Consider the following 14,681-nt stretch of genomic DNA (forward strand, 5'->3'; position numbering starts at 1 on the left):
TTAACGCATGATAGTGGTTCTGGGACTGGCGGTGCTGGGTGCGCTCCTTGGGGCGCTGACCGCGCGCAAACGCAACGGCAGCGGCGCCGATATCGCGCAATATGCAGCCGGATATGGAATCGCCTTTGCGCTGGTCGGGCTAATCCTGTCCTTGGTTCTGGTTCGCTTTGTGGTGTAGCCCATGTTTGTTCCCTTTTTCGAAAACCTTCGCAAAGCCGGTATCCCCGTATCTCTGCGGGAGTATCTGACCTTTCTGGAGGGTATGAAAAAGGGACTGGCAACCTATGATGTCGAGGCGTTCTATTACCTCGCCCGCGTGTCGATGGTGAAGGATGAACGCAATATCGACAAGTTCGACCGCGCTTTTGCCGCCAGCTTTGAAGGGCTGGAACAGATCGGGTTCGAACAGGTCCTCGAAGCCGTCGACATCCCTGCCGAATGGCTGGCGAAGATGGCGGAGAAGCACCTCAGCGAAGAGGAAAAAGCCGAGATCGAGGCCCTTGGCGGGTTCGACAAGCTGATGGAGACGCTGAAAGAGCGGCTCAAGGATCAGCAAGGCCGCCATCAAGGTGGCAACAAGTGGATCGGTACGGCTGGAACGTCGCCCTTCGGAGCCTACGGGTACAACCCGGAAGGTGTACGGATCGGCCAGAAGGAAAGCCGCCATCAGCGTGCGGTCAAGGTTTGGGACAAGCGCGAGTTCAAGAACCTGGACGATACGGTCGAGCTGGGCACGCGCAACATCAAAGTCGCGTTGAAGCGCCTGCGCCGCTGGGCCCGCGAGGGTGCGGCGGAAGAGCTTGATCTGGACGGCACCATCCGCGCCACAGCCGAGCATGGATATCTAGACGTCAAAACCCGGCCCGAACGGCACAATGCCGTCAAGGTGCTGTTGTTTCTGGACGTCGGAGGCTCAATGGACCCACATATCAAAGTGGTGGAAGAGCTGTTCTCGGCCGCAAGAACCGAATTCAAGCATCTGGAATATTACTACTTCCACAACTGCCTGTACGAAGGTGTCTGGCGTGACAACATCCGCCGCTGGGACCAGCAGACGCCGACCCATGAGGTGCTGCGCACCTATGGTCCCGATTACAAATGCATCTTCGTCGGCGACGCCTCGATGAGCCCTTATGAGGTCGCCTATCCCGGCGGTGCCAATGAACATTGGAACCAGGAGGCTGGCCAGATCTGGCTGCAGCGGGCACGCGACCAATGGGCATCGAACCTGTGGATTAACCCAGTGCCTGAGAAGTATTGGGAATATACCCACTCAATCGGAATGATCCGCGAGATTTTTCAGGATCGGATGGTGCCGATGACTCTGGCCGGGCTGGAAAAAGGAATGCGCGAGCTGACGCGATAACGCCAGCCCGCGGATCAGGTTCTGCCAAGGCCGGGATTACCCGGCGATGGCCTGAATGCCCAGAAACAGAACACCCGACAACACAGCCGCCGCGGGCACGGTAATAATCCAGGCTGCTATGATCGTCATAAAGTGCGAGCGGCGCACCAGCTTGCGCCGGCGGCGTTCTTCCGGTGCCAGAACCGTCCGCTCAGGCACTGTAATGCGGGCTTTACGCAGCCGTCTTTCAGCATCCCATTCACGGAAGAAGCCGACACCAAAGACGGCACCCACTGCAATATGGGTCGAGCTTACGGGAAGACCCAGCCAACTGGCCACGATAACGGTGATGGCTGCGGACAGCGCAACGCAATAGGCACGCATCGGGTTAAGTTTGGTTATTTGGCTGCCAACCATTCGGATCAGTTTTGGCCCAAACAGGAACAGGCCAAACGAAATGCCAAAGGCGCCGATGATCATGACCCAATAGGGAATACTAATCGCCTGGGTGAAATCACCCGAGGCAGAGGCTTGCACGATGGCTGCCAAAGGCCCAACGGCATTGGCCACATCATTGGCCCCATGTGCAAAGCTCAGCAATGCGGCGGATACGATCAGAGGGATGCCGAACAATACTTTGAGGGATTTATTGCGGTTCTCCAGACCTTCGGATTGACGCCGAATAACCGGAATCATCACGGCCCAGACCAGCCCACCACAGGCGGCTCCGATCAACAAAGCCGTGCCGAGGTCGATCTTGACGATCTTCTTGAGCCCCTTCAGCGCCAGATAGCTGGCAAAAGCCGCTGCCATGATACCAACCAGCATCGGCACCCATTTCCGGGCCGCGGCGATCTTGTCGTCCTGATAGATAATCCGCGACTTGATGAACCAGAGAAATCCTGCGGCGACCAGACCGCCAAGCATCGGCGAGATAACCCAGCTGGCCGCGATCTTGCTCATCGTCCCCCAGCTTACTGCGCCAAAACCGGCTGCGGCGATCCCCGCCCCCATGACGCCTCCGACAACCGAGTGGGTCGTGGACACAGGCGCTCCGACCCAGGTCGCCAGGTTGACCCAAAGCGCCGAAGACAACAAAGCCGCCATCATTGCCCAGATGAATACAGTCTGCGTTCCCATGCTTTCAGGAGCGATAATGCCCTTCGCGATCGTGGAAACAACGTCGCCTCCAGCGATCAGCGCGCCGGCGCTTTCGAATATGGCAGCAATCGCGATGGCGCCTCCCATGGTCAGCGCATTGGCCCCGACCGCCGGTCCCATATTGTTGGCAACATCATTGGCCCCGATATTCAGCGCCATATAAGCCCCAAACATTGCCGCAAGCACTACGATCAGCGTGTTGTTGCCTTGTCCGAACAGGAAGGCTGCCACAAGACCTGCGACAACGATAAAAGAAAGCGCGATGCCAGACCCGACAAATGGGCGACCCACCTGGGAGGTTGCCACTTCTAGCCGAGAAAAGCGTCTAAGGTCGCGGTCAAGCGTTTCCAGGTGACGGGCTTCGTGGTCATTGTTGGACATTGTGTATTCTCCGACGAGTTCCCGTGCGGATAAGGCGGCAGGCGGCGTTTTTCAACAGTTAGAATCCGAAAGAACCCAGTTTCCACTGCGTCATGGCAGCTAGGAGACCTTTCAGGCCCACGGAAACGCTGATGCCTTGCCCTTGTGTCTGCTTATCCCCATATCAGAACCATGCTCCGAATTACTCCGATTCTTCTGGCGGTTCTGTATGCCGTGGTGATGTACCGGATCTCGGTCTGGCGCACCCATCGCGAGCTTGACCTGAAATCGACCGAACTGGCCGATCCCGCCCTCAAGCGTATGACTGACCGGCTGGCGGCGGCGCTGGGGATCGAGAGGGTTCCGGTCTATATATATGAAATCGACCCGGTGAACGGGCTTGCGGCTCCGGATGGACGAATATTCATCACACGCGGGTTTTATCGCAAGTTCCTCAATGGCGAGGTTTCCGCCGAAGAGATGGCGAGCGTCATCGCGCATGAACTGGGGCATGTGGCCTTGGGTCATGCACGTCGACGGATGATTGATTTTTCTGGACAGAATGCGTTGCGGACAGCCTTGATGCTGCTTCTGAGCCGGTTCGTCCCATTCATCGGTGCGATGATTGCAAACGCGCTGACTGCGCTTTTGGCGTCGCGCCTGTCACGTGGGGATGAATATGAAGCAGATGAATATGCCGCCGCCCTGCTAACCAAAGCCGGGATCGGCATCGGCCCGCAAAAGTCTCTGTTTCACAAGCTTGAGGATTTGACGCAGCAACGCGCAGGCGTTGTACCCGCCTGGTTGATGAGCCATCCCAAAACGGATGAGCGTATTGCGGCGCTGGAAGTGCTTGAGCAGCGTTGGGCGCGTGGCTGAGGCTCGGCGGCGAGAGGCCAGCCTCTCGCGCTCTCCGAGGTAATTTTAGCCAGATGAAGCAGGGATCCCACTTAGCTGGCGAGCGCTTTGCCCAGACGCGGCAAGCGGGCTTTTTTCATCAATCCACGCAAAGTCCATGTATCGCCTGACAGACGGTTTGCTTCGGCCAGTACCTGCTGTGCAAGCTGGTCCAGCCCTTGCGGGTCGTTATACCAGAAACCATACAGCAGACTGTCAGGGTCACGCCGCTCAAGCCCTTCTTCTGCAAGAATATTTCTGGGGAAATCCTTGGCGTTGACCGTGACGATGATATCCGCTGACGCGGCTACTGCAGTGGCCAAAACGTGGATATCTGCTGCGTCCGGCAGCCAGAGCCGAGCCTGCAGACCGTCATTGGCTGGGCGTTCTGCCTTGGGCCATTTGACCTGCGTCAGGGCAATCTCGGCACGGGCCTGCGCCTCGCCCTCGGGGCCCAGCTTGCGTGCGGCGCGGGCCCATTCCTCGAGGATGCGCGCCGACCATATAGGGGTGAAATGACCTAGTCGGGCGGTGCCCAACAGCATCTCACGCATCACCGTTGGATAGATGACGCAGGTATCGAGTACAGCCTTCATAACCGGTAGAACACGGCCTTCAGGTAACCGCTTTCAGCCAGCTGCGGCAGTTGCGGGTGATCGGGCCCGGCAAAGCCCGTATGGATCAGTTGGGCTGAGCGCCCGGCGCGCCCGATACCACGGGATGAGGCGTCGCGGAAGCGGCCCAGATCAGCAGCGTGCGAGCAAGAGCATAAGCCCAGATATCCGCCCGGCTTGACCAGTGTGGCGGCCAATCGCGCAATGCGTTCATAAGCCCGCAGCCCTGCATCCAGCGCCTGCCTTGATGGTGCAAAGGCGGGAGGATCACAGATAACGACGTCGAATTTAGCGCCTTCGTCGTTCAACTGAGCCAACACATCAAAGGCATCGCCTTGGCGCGTGTTGAATTGATCGGCAAAGCCAGAAGCCTCGGCCCCTTTTGCGGCCAACTCCAATGCCGCGGCCGACCCGTCGACCGACAGCGCCTGTCCGGCGCCACCCGCCAACATCGCCAACCCGAACCCTCCGACATGGCTGAAGACATCCAGTACCTGTGCCTTGGGTTGAACCAGCTGCGCAGCAAAGGCGTGATTGGGGCGTTGGTCATAGAACAGGCCTGTTTTCTGACCGCCCGTCAAATCCGCCATATAGGTTGCACCGTTCATCAACACGGGCAAAGGCGCATCCGGGACAGTGCCGCGCAAGGTCAGGTTGACATCATCCAACCCTTCCAGACCGCGTGTCCGGCCCGAGGCGTTTTTCAGCACGGTCGTCACGCCGGTCACGGCGGTCAGTGCATCGGTCAACATATCCAGATGCGCTTCGGCCCAGGCAGCGTTGGGCTGGATCACACACGCCTCACCGAACCGGTCGATGATGACACCCGGAAAGCCATCCGCCTCGGCATGGATCAGGCGGTAAAAGGGCGAGTCAAACAGGCGTTCGCGCATATCAAGCGCGCGGCGCAGACGGGTTTCGAACCAATCAGCCGTCAGCTCGGCGTCAGGATCGCGGTCCAGCACACGGCACATGATTTTCGATTCAGGATTGACTGCCACCAGCGCGATCGGCGCGCGATTTTCATCCTCGAGCACGGCCAGCGCGCCAGCAGGGATTTTGCGCGTGCGACGGTCGGTGACAATGTCATTGGCATAGACCCACGGGAAGCCATGGCGCAGGCCGCGCGCATTGGCTTTGGGTTTCAGGCGGATACGGGGACGGTCTGCAGTTTGGGTCATGGCGACCTCATAGTCGCGAACGCGCCGAGGGGAAAGCCCTAGCGGTTGCGAGACCGCCAACCACCGCGCCGTTTCGGCTCCTGAGCTGATTGCAACCCTTCGGTCAGCACCTGTGTCATTGGGTGATCGGCCTCATCTTTAGCATAGATGGCGTGCAGGTCAGACAGTGCTTGCCTCTGATCACGCCCCTCCGGAAGGCTCAACGCCCAGTCCAGAAAGATACTGCGACATTCGGGCAATGTGATGCCATCGATGCGATAGGCCTCGCGGATCAGGCCTTTGTGATCGTTCGGATCGTCATTGCGCGGCATCTTTATCCTCCTGAATCACGCGGCCGATAATTTCGGCGGCGATATCGTAGCTTTCCTGCAACGCGGCCTGCAACTGTTCTACCTGCTCATACCCGGTGGCCCGACACAGGAAGGCGGAACCGCCCTCTCCGATTTTATCGGCCTCGATAACCTTACCTGACAACAGTCGAGCTGCGCATTGCACAGACCAGCATAGATCGTAGCAATCCTTCAACGTTTGCGCCTGAGCGACATCCAAAAGCGCGGCTGCGACTGCACCGTCCAACCCGGCATGTACATCGCGCTTTGCAACACCGGACAGTAAAGCGCCTGTTTCGGCCATCAGCTCTATGTCCATCATGCGTCCGGCCCCATTCTTGGCATCCCAAATACCGGCGGGGGTTTTCGCGGCTGCCAGACGCGCGCGCATTTCGGCAACTTCGCGCAAAACCTGCGCCTGATCGCGGGAGCGCGAAACAAGCTCTGTTCGAAAGCCCTCGATATCGTCGGCCAGAGAGGGCTCACCGGCGACGGGATTTGCGCGCGTCAGGGCTAGGTGTTCCCACACCCATGCCTCATTCTGCTGATAGTTCGTGAAGCTGGCCCAACTGGTCGCCACCGGCCCCTGATTGCCCGAGGGGCGCAGCCGCATGTCGACCTCATAAAGTCGCCCCTGCGACATTGGAGCCGACAGCGCCGTGATCAGTGCCTGCGTGAACCGGGCATAGTAGGTCCGCGTGGCAAGAGGCCGTGGGCCCTCGGACATGTCCTGATCCAGCGGGTCGTAGATCACGATCATATCAAGGTCAGATTGCGAGTTGATCCGCCCTGCCCCCAGGGATCCCATGCCCAACACAGCGGCACCGCGACCAGGTGCGGGCCCGTGTTTGCTGGTGAACTGGTCCACAACACATGGCAGGATCGCAGCGATCACCGCGCTTGCAAGTTCGGCATATTGCTGCCCGGCCTGCACGCCGTCGATCAACCCGCGCAGATGGTGAACGCCGATCCGGAAATGCCATTCCTTGCACCAGCGCCGCGCCAGATCAAGCTGGCTTTCGTAGTCCTGCTCCTGCGAGAGTTCTCGCTCCAATTCGCCCTGCAGCACCGTCCGGCCCGGCCAGTCGTCAAAGAAGCTGCCGCCAATCACCGCATCAAAGACCGAGGCGTTGTGCGACAAATGCGCGGCCAATGCATGCGACGTGCCTACTATATCGACAAGCAGGTCGATAAGCTGCGGGTTGGCCTCGAACAGAGAAAACAGCTGCACGCCCGCAGGCAACCCGCGAAGGAAGCCGTCCAGTGCCAGCAGCGCCTCATCCGGTTGGGCGGTTTTGGCAAGACGCGTCAGCAGCTCGGGTTTCAGCCGTTCGAAAATCCGCGCCCCGCGCTGAGAACGCAGTGATGGGTAGGTCGTCCAGCGCGCCAATATGCTTTCGTCAAATTCAACTTCTGGCAAAGGTGCACGGGCTGTCGGGCCGGGGGCGAAAAAACCTTCGGTCAACTCATGAACCTCGGTCAGTCGCCGTTTCAGATCCGCAGTCAGATCGGCGCTATCAATCCCCATCAGGCATGCAATCCGCTCAATCCCGTCCGAGGATTGCGGAATCTTATGGGTCTGCGCATCATGGATCATCTGAATGCGGTGTTCGACTTCGCGATGCGCGCGGTAGTGATCGGTAAGCTTTTCAGCCACGTCCTCGGGCACCCACCCTTTGCCGGCCAAAGCCGCCAAACCCGGTACAGTGCCACGCACGCGCAGGTCCGTATCGCGACCTCCGGCAATCAACTGTCGGGTCTGAGTGAAGAATTCAATCTCGCGTATCCCGCCTTGCCCTAGTTTCATATCATGACCCGGAATGGTCAGCGCACCGCCTGTCCCTTTGTTTTCGCGGATACGCAAGCGCATGTCATGGGCATCCTGAATAGCCGCGAAGTCCAGATGCCTTCGCCAGATGAAGGGGCGGAGCGTATCCAGGAAACGCTGCCCCGCAGCGATATCGCCAGCGCAGGGACGCGCTTTGATATATGCGGCGCGCTCCCAAGTGCGGCCCAGACTTTCATAGTACCGTTCGGCAGCTTCCGCAGCCAGACAAACTGGCGTCACCGCAGGGTCAGGCCGCAGCCTTAGATCCGTGCGAAATACATATCCATCCGCTGTCTTGTCACTGAGTGTGGCGCAGAAATTCCGTGTCGCCCGGACCATCCCTTGCCGCGCATCATAGAAATCGTCCGGATCATAGCGCGTTTCGTCAAACAAAACGATCAGGTCGATATCAGAGCTGTAGTTCAACTCATGCGCACCCATCTTGCCCATGGCCAATATGATCATTCCCGCGGCAGAGGCGATATCATCTTCGGTCATCCCCGGCAATTTACCTCGCCGGATCAAGGTTGCAATCTCGGCCTTGGCGGCAACATCCGCTACCATGGCCCCGAAATCGGTTAGTGCCCCTGTAACTTTTTCCAACGGCCAGGCCCCTGCCAGATCCGCTAGGGCGGTCAACAGCGCTAAACGCCTCTTGGCCTGCCTCAGCCCCGGCCTGAGTTGATCCGCAGGCAAGGCCCTTGCGGTTTCCATAATGGATGCAAGCATCGCGTCCGGTTGCGCCAAAGCTTGCGGTAGCCAGTCAGCTTCCAGATCAATCAGGCCTTTGAGATAGGGGCTGGAGCCCGCAGCCCCTGCGATCAGTTCCCCCTGCTCAGGTGTAATGCCACCCACTGCATCGCGCGCTTCGGAACCAAGTGAAGGATCAAAGGCGCGCGGTACACGGTTGACGGCAAGAAGTCCTGTCATTTCATCTCCGATGACGTGGTTTCAGTATTTCTGTGGCCAAATATCTGACCCGACATTGCAACAATTTGGCGCTTAACTCAAAACAGCGCCGCAGCAGACAACCCAGCCAATGTTTGAAAGAAACCGTGGTGCGTTAGACTGAAATTGCGCTTGTTCAGATGTCAGGTCAACCATCCGAAATTCAGAAATGTAAATCATTTTCACATTGACCTCTTGTAACTGGGTTTGGTGCCCCCATCTATTCAATGTGAAAGCAATTTACATCTAACCCGGAGAGCACCAATGACCGCATTGACCGAACACGCCGTCCCTGAAAACCCGGGATGGCTCAGCCGCGCAGAAGCCTGGCTTGACGATAAAGGCAAAGGGGCCTGGATCGCAGCCATGGTCCTTGGCTTTATCTTTTTCTGGCCCGTCGGCCTGGCCCTTCTGGCCTACATGATCTGGAGCAAACGTATGTTCAACAAATCCTGCAGCCGTCGCAAATCCTGGCACAGCCACATGAGCGCAATGAAACCCTCGGGCAACAGCGCATTCGACGCCTACAAGTCCGACACTCTGGCTCGGCTGGAGCGTGAGCAACAGGAATTCGAAGCGTTCCTGCATCGCCTGCGCGAAGCGAAAGACAAGGCCGAATTCGACCAGTTCATGGATGAACGCGTCCGCGAGAACCGCGAAAGCGATGAAACCGGCGATAACGCCTGATCGACCTTGCCCTGTTCCGACAATCGGGACAGGGTATTTGAAACATCTACCGGAATGACCCGTATGCACTCCTTGCCAGACCCGAACCGACAGCCCGAGTTTTACCAGTCCGTCACGACCAAACGGTTCCTGGCCTGGCTGTTCGATATCGCCTTTATTTCACTGCTTTGTACCGTCGCCATCGTCCTGACCCTCGGGCTCGGCGTACTGATACTCGCCCTGATTTATGCGGTGGTCAGTTTTGTCTATCGCGTCGTCACAATCGCCAACGGCTCGGCCACTCTGGGTATGCGTTTCATGGGGGTCGAACTGCGCGACGCTTTTGGTGAACGAATGGACACAGGTAAAGCGGTCGCACATACAGCCGGTTATTTTGTCAGCATGGCATTTCCGGTGCTGCAAATCATTTCATTCATCATGATGCTGACCGGCGCGCGCGGCCAGGGCCTGACCGACACCCTTCTCGGCACGGTTATGATTAACCGTCGCGCTTAAAAGACTGTCGCGTGAATCACTTGGCGGCTCCGGGAACGGTTGTTATCATCCCGTTTCAGGAACCATAGGACATTCATGCGACACACGCTGCCAATCGCGCCGCAATTCTACGTTACGGCCCCTCAGCCTTGCCCTTATCTTGAGGGCAAGATGGAGCGTAAGCTGTTCACAGCGCTGCAGGGCGAAGGCGCAAATCAACTGAATGACTCCCTTTCCCAGCAAGGGTTTCGACGGTCTCAGAACGTCCTATACCGCCCTTCCTGCACCGATTGCGCCGCGTGTTTGTCCGCGCGGATTGACGTTTCGGCCTTTCAACCCAGCAAAAGCCAGAAACGCGCGGTCAGGCGGAACTCATATCTGCGACGCCGGGCGAATTCCCCATGGGCTACCGACGAACAGTATGACCTGTTCCGCACCTATCTTGACACCCGACATGCGGATGGCGGCATGGCGGATATGGACGTCTTCGAATTTGCAGCCATGATCGAAGAGACCCCCATACGCAGTCGAGTGGTCGAATACTCAGACCCCGAATCCGGTAATCTGATCGCTGTCAGTTTGACCGATGTCTTGGATGACGGGCTGAGCATGGTCTATTCATTCTATAGCCCGGATCAGCCCCAGAATTCACTGGGCACGTACATGATCCTGGATCACATCGACATCGCACGCGAGGCGGGTCTGCCCTATATTTATCTTGGCTACTGGGTGCCTGGCAGCCCGAAAATGGGATACAAATCCCGCTTTGCAGGGCTGGAAGTGTACAGTCAGGGCGAATGGAAACGGGTCAAGGATCCCTGTGACATTGCACATGACGGCCACCACCCGCTGTCCACCGCCCCCATCGCCGAACAGGTTGCCAGCATCCAACTGCCTGATCGTCACCCGACCAAAGGCTGAAACCTGATGCGACAAAGCCTCCACGCCGTTACGCTTGTCGTGCCGGATTACGATGATGCCATCGCCTTTTTCACGCATACACTCAGCTTTTCCCTGACGCAGGACATCGACTTGGGCGCTGGAAAAAGATGGGTCCGCGTAACCCCACATGGATCCACCGGGGGCTCACTTCTTCTCGCCAGAGCCGCCGATGCAGATCAGAGAACCGCAATCGGCAACCAGACAGGTGGTCGGGTCGGCTTCTTTCTGGAAACAGACAATTTCGACCGCGACTATAAGGCCATGCTGGCCAAAGGCGTCCATTTCGAAGAAGCCCCGCGCCATGAACCATATGGAACCGTAGCAGTCTGGCAGGACCCGTTCGGAAACAGATGGGATCTGATCCAATTCACCTGATCCGCATCTTCATCTGGCCAAAAATACCTCGGGGTTGAATTGACCGCAGGCCAAGAAGGGGCTGGCCCCTTCTACCTACAAACAAAGCAAAGGGGGCCAGCTGGCCCCCTTTTCATTTGAACACATGATCTTTGATCAATTCGGGATCAGATCCGGCACGATGGTCACAATCGCAGGGAAGAACCAAAGGATTCCGATACCTACCACCTGGATCAGCACAAACGGTACAATCCCACGATAGATATGGCCGGTGGTCACTTCTTTCGGCGCGACCCCGCGCAGATAGAACAGCGCAAATCCAAAAGGTGGTGTCAGGAACGAGGTCTGCAGGTTCACCGCCACCATGATCGTCACCCATTTCGGATCAAAAGACCCGCCATAGATTACCGGGCCTACAATCGGGATCACGATGTAAATGATCTCCAGGAAATCCAGCACGAACCCAAGGAAGAACAGCACCAGCATCACGATCAGGAAAACCGTGAATTCATTATCAAAGCTCTTGAGGAACTGCTGGATATAGTGCTCACCGCCGAACGAGATCACCACCAGATTCAACAGCTGTGACCCGATCAAAATGGTGAACACCATTGAGGTCACCTTGGCGGTTTCCCGCACCACCGGGGTCAGCACGCCGCTGGAGTACAGAACCCAGCAGCCGAACAGCAAACCAAACAGGGCATACAGATAGGCCGCATAGGCTATGATGAAGGCAATCCAGGTTTCGGCCGAGGCGCTGCTCTGATTGATGCGCAGATCAAAATTGACCCCCATCAACAGGGCAATGACCACGGCGAAGGTGGCCCAGATGATGACCTTGCCGGACCGCTCCTGATCTTGCAGCTTGCGATAGGCCGCCAGCATGATCGCACCACCCGCGCCCAATGCCGCCGCCGGTGTTGGGTTGGTCACCCCACCCAGGATCGACCCCAGCACCGCGATGATCAGAACCAGCGGAGGAAAGACCACCCGGATCAGATCATTGGTGGCACAGCGCGCCGCAGCCTCTTTGCAGCCATAGATGGCCAAGGCAAAGGGCAACGCCAGCATCACAAAGGTCAACCCTGACGACGTTGTTGGCGACACGAACAGAATATCGACAAGCAACATCAGGATCAGACCAATGGACCCAAGGATCAGCGGCTGTGGCGACCGTGACGGCGCAATGCCCCGACCCAGCACAATGGTCAGACCCAGCAACAGAACCATCACCGCAACACCCGTTCCAATCGGAGCGGCGTTGGCAATCTTCTCTTGCTGCGCGGTGGCCAGTTCTTCCTCGGTCAGACGGGTCGATTCTGCGGCACCACCTGCGTCATCAATGGCCGTTTGCTCGGCCACGGCCTGATCCCAGGCGGATTGACCATGCAGCTCAATCATCGAGGCTTTGCAGGTTTCGGAAACGTTGGTCCGCAGCGATGCGCCCTGCCCGATATCAGAGAAAGCCGAGACCGAGACGTTCTGGCTGCCGATAACCCCCAGATTGCCCAGCAGAACTGTACCCACGATCAGCGCGACAGGCGCACCCAGCAACCAGGTGAAACCTTCTGAACGGGTAATGGGCTCTCCGCTGCCGCCGGTCATGGGCACCGCAGGCGCCTTATGCGGGTTGAGCAGCGCATAGCCAAAGGCATAAAGCGCATATAGCAGCGCCAACATGATCCCTGGCAGCAAGGCGGCCTGGAACAAAGTACCGACCGAGACAACCGCAGGCTCACCCAGATAGGTCAGTGCGTCCGTGCATCCTGCGTCAACCGCGCGGGTCTCTTGAGCCGTCGAATACAAGTCACCGGCCAGCGTTCCCAGCAGAACAATCACGATCGAGGGCGGGATGATCTGCCCCAGCGTACCCGAAGCCGCAATGACACCCGTCGCCAATTCAGGCGAATAGTTGTTGCGCAGCATGGTTGGCAGCGCCAGCAAGCCCATGGTTACAACGGTCGCGCCCACGATCCCGGTTGAGGCCGCAAGAAACGCCCCCACGACCACAATCGAAACGGCCAGACCACCCGGCAACGGTCCAAAGACGCGCGCCATTGTGGTCAGCAGATCATTGGCGATCTTCGACCGTTCAAGCGTGATACCCATCAGCACGAACATCAAAACCGCCAGAAGGGTTTCAATGGACTGACCGGCCAGAACACGCTCGTTCATGCGGTTCACGATGAACGACACGTTGCGGTCCAGCGCGGTTTCCCAGCCCGAGACAAAAACAGGCTCGGCAATCCTTGGTAAGTCCGGGAAGCGGAACACTGATATGGTATCGGGTTTAACCCCCGTGCTGACCAGATCCTGATACGCCGCAGAGCCGGTGTCGATCGCCTGGTGAATCAGCAAACCTGCGCTGTCCAATGCGGCGATGATGCCGAATGAGATCACTCCTGCCCCGCCGATGGCGAAGGCCACCGGAAAACCGGATAGAATACCTCCGAAGAGGCAGAAAAATACGATAATGAGGCCTATCTCGACGCCATCAAGTCCGAATAGCATTGTCTGGTTCTCCGTCCCTAATGCGCGCCTTCGTAGGCTTCTTCACCCTCGCCAAGGCTGTCCTTGTCGAGGTATTTTCCAACACTTTCCGGGCCTTCCACATATTCCAGATACGAGCGGTACAGGAATGCAATCGCGTGCAGGAACACCATCGCTGCGAAGGCGATCAGCAAGATCTTGAACAGGAAATAGCCGTTGAATCCGTTGGGGCTGAACCCGATGGTTTCCACGTTCCAGCGCAGCGCGCGGGACTTGGCCACCAGCCGGTCCAAAGTATCACTGGCCGAGGGCTTCGGCACGATCAGATGCCGCCACATGAAGTACCAGCCATACATCCAGGTCAGCACCGCCATCGGCATCATGAACAGTATGGCACCACACATGTCGACCACACGTTTGGCGCGGTGGCTGATGCCGGCATAGATCAGGTCAACGCGGACATGGCCGCCCTGTACAAAGGTGTAGGTGCAGCACAGGCACACGACCATGGCGTTATACAGTTTCAGCTCTTCCGCGAACCAGCTGATATCCATCTGAAACGGGATACCCAGCCCAAAAGACATATCCGGGCGGGTAAAGACCCGCTGCATGAACACGATGATGATCTGCTGAACCACCATCAAAAGGCCTGCCCAGGCGAAGAAACGCCCCGTCGTGTTGGCAAAGCCTTCAAGCCCGCGCACCATCGCCCACATGAAGTTGCGGTAGTAAAGACCAATGGCCGTCAACACCAGAAACAGCGTGAAAACCACAAAGAAGAACTCGACCGACCCGCCGTAATAGACAAAGCGCATGACTGCTTCTTTGTCCGACCAGTCTAGCCAGAGTTGCGGATGCGTGATGGCGTATCCGAAATTAATGAAGGCTTCGGCAATGTTCTGAATGAACCATATCAGTCCATTCCACAGGGCGCCGAAGAACGAGATACCGTTTTCGTCCTGCATGTTGTCCCCAGGTCGCGTCAGTTGCACATTTGAGAGTTACAGTTTGTCCGACCGTCAGATGCGCAACGGGAATGGCTCCCCCGACATGCGGGGGAACCGATTTCAA

14 protein-coding genes are annotated in these 14,681 nt (G+C 57.8%); 7 read left to right on the forward strand and 7 right to left on the reverse strand.

The genetic code is table 11. The features are described from left to right. Positions 1 to 7 precede the first annotated feature (7 nt). Both AC2FH2_RS03380 and AC2FH2_RS03385 read left to right on the forward strand, forming a co-directional pair. Entirely contained in the window at positions 8 to 178 is a 171-nt protein-coding gene (locus AC2FH2_RS03380) for a hypothetical protein (RefSeq protein ID WP_185956603.1), read from the forward strand. A gap of 3 nt (positions 179 to 181) precedes the next feature. After that, positions 182 to 1,366, forward strand: coding sequence for a vWA domain-containing protein (locus tag AC2FH2_RS03385; RefSeq protein ID WP_281971955.1), 1,185 nt, complete (start codon positions 182 to 184; stop codon positions 1,364 to 1,366). Between the two features lie 36 nt (positions 1,367 to 1,402). Here AC2FH2_RS03385 and AC2FH2_RS03390 read toward each other — a convergent pair whose 3' ends face one another. Then, the gene (locus tag AC2FH2_RS03390; protein ID WP_496691098.1) at positions 1,403 to 2,887 is read right to left on the reverse strand and encodes an inorganic phosphate transporter; all 1,485 of its coding nucleotides are present in this window, start codon (positions 2,885 to 2,887) and stop codon (positions 1,403 to 1,405) included. A 171-nt stretch (positions 2,888 to 3,058) separates the two neighbouring features. On the opposite strand from AC2FH2_RS03390, the gene AC2FH2_RS03395 reads away from it, so the two are divergent. Then, the gene (locus AC2FH2_RS03395) at positions 3,059 to 3,745 is read left to right on the forward strand and encodes a M48 family metallopeptidase (protein WP_496695738.1); all 687 of its coding nucleotides are present in this window, start codon (positions 3,059 to 3,061) and stop codon (positions 3,743 to 3,745) included. Positions 3,746 to 3,816: 71 nt separating this feature from the next. Here AC2FH2_RS03395 and AC2FH2_RS03400 read toward each other — a convergent pair whose 3' ends face one another. From AC2FH2_RS03400 to AC2FH2_RS03415, 4 genes are read right to left on the reverse strand one after another with little or no spacing between them, the layout of a single operon-like run. Continuing rightward, positions 3,817 to 4,359, reverse strand: a complete 543-nt coding sequence (locus AC2FH2_RS03400; protein WP_496700506.1) for an RSP_2648 family PIN domain-containing protein — start codon at positions 4,357 to 4,359, stop codon at positions 3,817 to 3,819. Then, positions 4,356 to 5,558 carry an RSP_2647 family RNA methyltransferase gene (locus AC2FH2_RS03405; protein ID WP_496822859.1) on the reverse strand — a complete coding sequence of 401 codons (1,203 nt, stop codon included), beginning with the start codon at positions 5,556 to 5,558 and terminating at the stop codon, positions 4,356 to 4,358. Before AC2FH2_RS03405 ends, AC2FH2_RS03400 begins: the two co-directional genes overlap by 4 nt. Positions 5,559 to 5,596: 38 nt before the next feature. Beyond that, positions 5,597 to 5,869 (reverse strand): hypothetical protein, encoded by a 273-nt coding sequence (locus AC2FH2_RS03410; RefSeq protein WP_496822861.1) that lies wholly within the window; start codon positions 5,867 to 5,869, stop codon positions 5,597 to 5,599. Then, complete coding sequence (locus AC2FH2_RS03415; protein WP_496688358.1) at positions 5,856 to 8,645, reverse strand: [protein-PII] uridylyltransferase family protein; 2,790 nt, start codon at positions 8,643 to 8,645, stop codon at positions 5,856 to 5,858. Before AC2FH2_RS03415 ends, AC2FH2_RS03410 begins: the two co-directional genes overlap by 14 nt. A 282-nt stretch (positions 8,646 to 8,927) precedes the next feature. On the opposite strand from AC2FH2_RS03415, the gene AC2FH2_RS03420 reads away from it, so the two are divergent. The 4 genes from AC2FH2_RS03420 (at position 8,928) to AC2FH2_RS03435 (ending at position 11,141) form a co-directional block, all read left to right on the forward strand. Then, the gene (locus AC2FH2_RS03420) at positions 8,928 to 9,350 is read left to right on the forward strand and encodes a DUF2852 domain-containing protein (RefSeq protein ID WP_142633305.1); all 423 of its coding nucleotides are present in this window, start codon (positions 8,928 to 8,930) and stop codon (positions 9,348 to 9,350) included. Positions 9,351 to 9,413: 63 nt separating this feature from the next. Beyond that, positions 9,414 to 9,845: an RDD family protein gene (locus AC2FH2_RS03425; protein ID WP_496823045.1), complete on the forward strand. Its 432-nt coding sequence runs from the start codon at positions 9,414 to 9,416 to the stop codon at positions 9,843 to 9,845. Between the two features lie 75 nt (positions 9,846 to 9,920). After that, positions 9,921 to 10,745 (forward strand): arginyltransferase, encoded by an 825-nt coding sequence (locus AC2FH2_RS03430; RefSeq protein ID WP_281971951.1) that lies wholly within the window; start codon positions 9,921 to 9,923, stop codon positions 10,743 to 10,745. Positions 10,746 to 10,751: 6 nt separating this feature from the next. Continuing rightward, positions 10,752 to 11,141 (forward strand): VOC family protein, encoded by a 390-nt coding sequence (locus tag AC2FH2_RS03435; protein WP_271947522.1) that lies wholly within the window; start codon positions 10,752 to 10,754, stop codon positions 11,139 to 11,141. A 135-nt stretch (positions 11,142 to 11,276) separates the two neighbouring features. On the opposite strand, the gene AC2FH2_RS03440 is transcribed toward AC2FH2_RS03435, so the two are convergent. Both AC2FH2_RS03440 and AC2FH2_RS03445 read right to left on the reverse strand, forming a co-directional pair. Next, positions 11,277 to 13,631 (reverse strand): TRAP transporter large permease, encoded by a 2,355-nt coding sequence (locus AC2FH2_RS03440; protein WP_281971950.1) that lies wholly within the window; start codon positions 13,629 to 13,631, stop codon positions 11,277 to 11,279. 17 nt (positions 13,632 to 13,648) lie between these two features. Then, positions 13,649 to 14,575: a TRAP transporter small permease subunit gene (locus AC2FH2_RS03445; RefSeq protein WP_271947526.1), complete on the reverse strand. Its 927-nt coding sequence runs from the start codon at positions 14,573 to 14,575 to the stop codon at positions 13,649 to 13,651. Between the last annotated feature and the right edge of the window lie 106 nt (positions 14,576 to 14,681).

Source organism: Ruegeria sp. YTSA105 (assembly GCF_059610225.1).

What these genes read in the sequence shown, in the direction of transcription:
- AC2FH2_RS03435 (WP_271947522.1), top strand. Translation starts at nt 10,752, where the DNA reads ATGCGACAAAGCCTCCACGCCGTTACGCTTGTCGTGCCGGATTACGAT.
- AC2FH2_RS03410 (WP_496822861.1), bottom strand. Translation starts at nt 5,869, where the DNA reads ATGCCGCGCAATGACGATCCGAACGATCACAAAGGCCTGATCCGCGAG.
- AC2FH2_RS03380 (WP_185956603.1), top strand. Translation starts at nt 8, where the DNA reads ATGATAGTGGTTCTGGGACTGGCGGTGCTGGGTGCGCTCCTTGGGGCG.
- AC2FH2_RS03445 (WP_271947526.1), bottom strand. Translation starts at nt 14,575, where the DNA reads ATGCAGGACGAAAACGGTATCTCGTTCTTCGGCGCCCTGTGGAATGGA.
- AC2FH2_RS03420 (WP_142633305.1), top strand. Translation starts at nt 8,928, where the DNA reads ATGACCGCATTGACCGAACACGCCGTCCCTGAAAACCCGGGATGGCTC.
- AC2FH2_RS03385 (WP_281971955.1), top strand. Translation starts at nt 182, where the DNA reads ATGTTTGTTCCCTTTTTCGAAAACCTTCGCAAAGCCGGTATCCCCGTA.
- AC2FH2_RS03395 (WP_496695738.1), top strand. Translation starts at nt 3,059, where the DNA reads ATGCTCCGAATTACTCCGATTCTTCTGGCGGTTCTGTATGCCGTGGTG.
- AC2FH2_RS03415 (WP_496688358.1), bottom strand. Translation starts at nt 8,645, where the DNA reads ATGACAGGACTTCTTGCCGTCAACCGTGTACCGCGCGCCTTTGATCCT.
- AC2FH2_RS03430 (WP_281971951.1), top strand. Translation starts at nt 9,921, where the DNA reads ATGCGACACACGCTGCCAATCGCGCCGCAATTCTACGTTACGGCCCCT.
- AC2FH2_RS03425 (WP_496823045.1), top strand. Translation starts at nt 9,414, where the DNA reads ATGCACTCCTTGCCAGACCCGAACCGACAGCCCGAGTTTTACCAGTCC.
- AC2FH2_RS03390 (WP_496691098.1), bottom strand. Translation starts at nt 2,887, where the DNA reads ATGTCCAACAATGACCACGAAGCCCGTCACCTGGAAACGCTTGACCGC.
- AC2FH2_RS03400 (WP_496700506.1), bottom strand. Translation starts at nt 4,359, where the DNA reads ATGAAGGCTGTACTCGATACCTGCGTCATCTATCCAACGGTGATGCGT.
- AC2FH2_RS03405 (WP_496822859.1), bottom strand. Translation starts at nt 5,558, where the DNA reads ATGACCCAAACTGCAGACCGTCCCCGTATCCGCCTGAAACCCAAAGCC.
- AC2FH2_RS03440 (WP_281971950.1), bottom strand. Translation starts at nt 13,631, where the DNA reads ATGCTATTCGGACTTGATGGCGTCGAGATAGGCCTCATTATCGTATTT.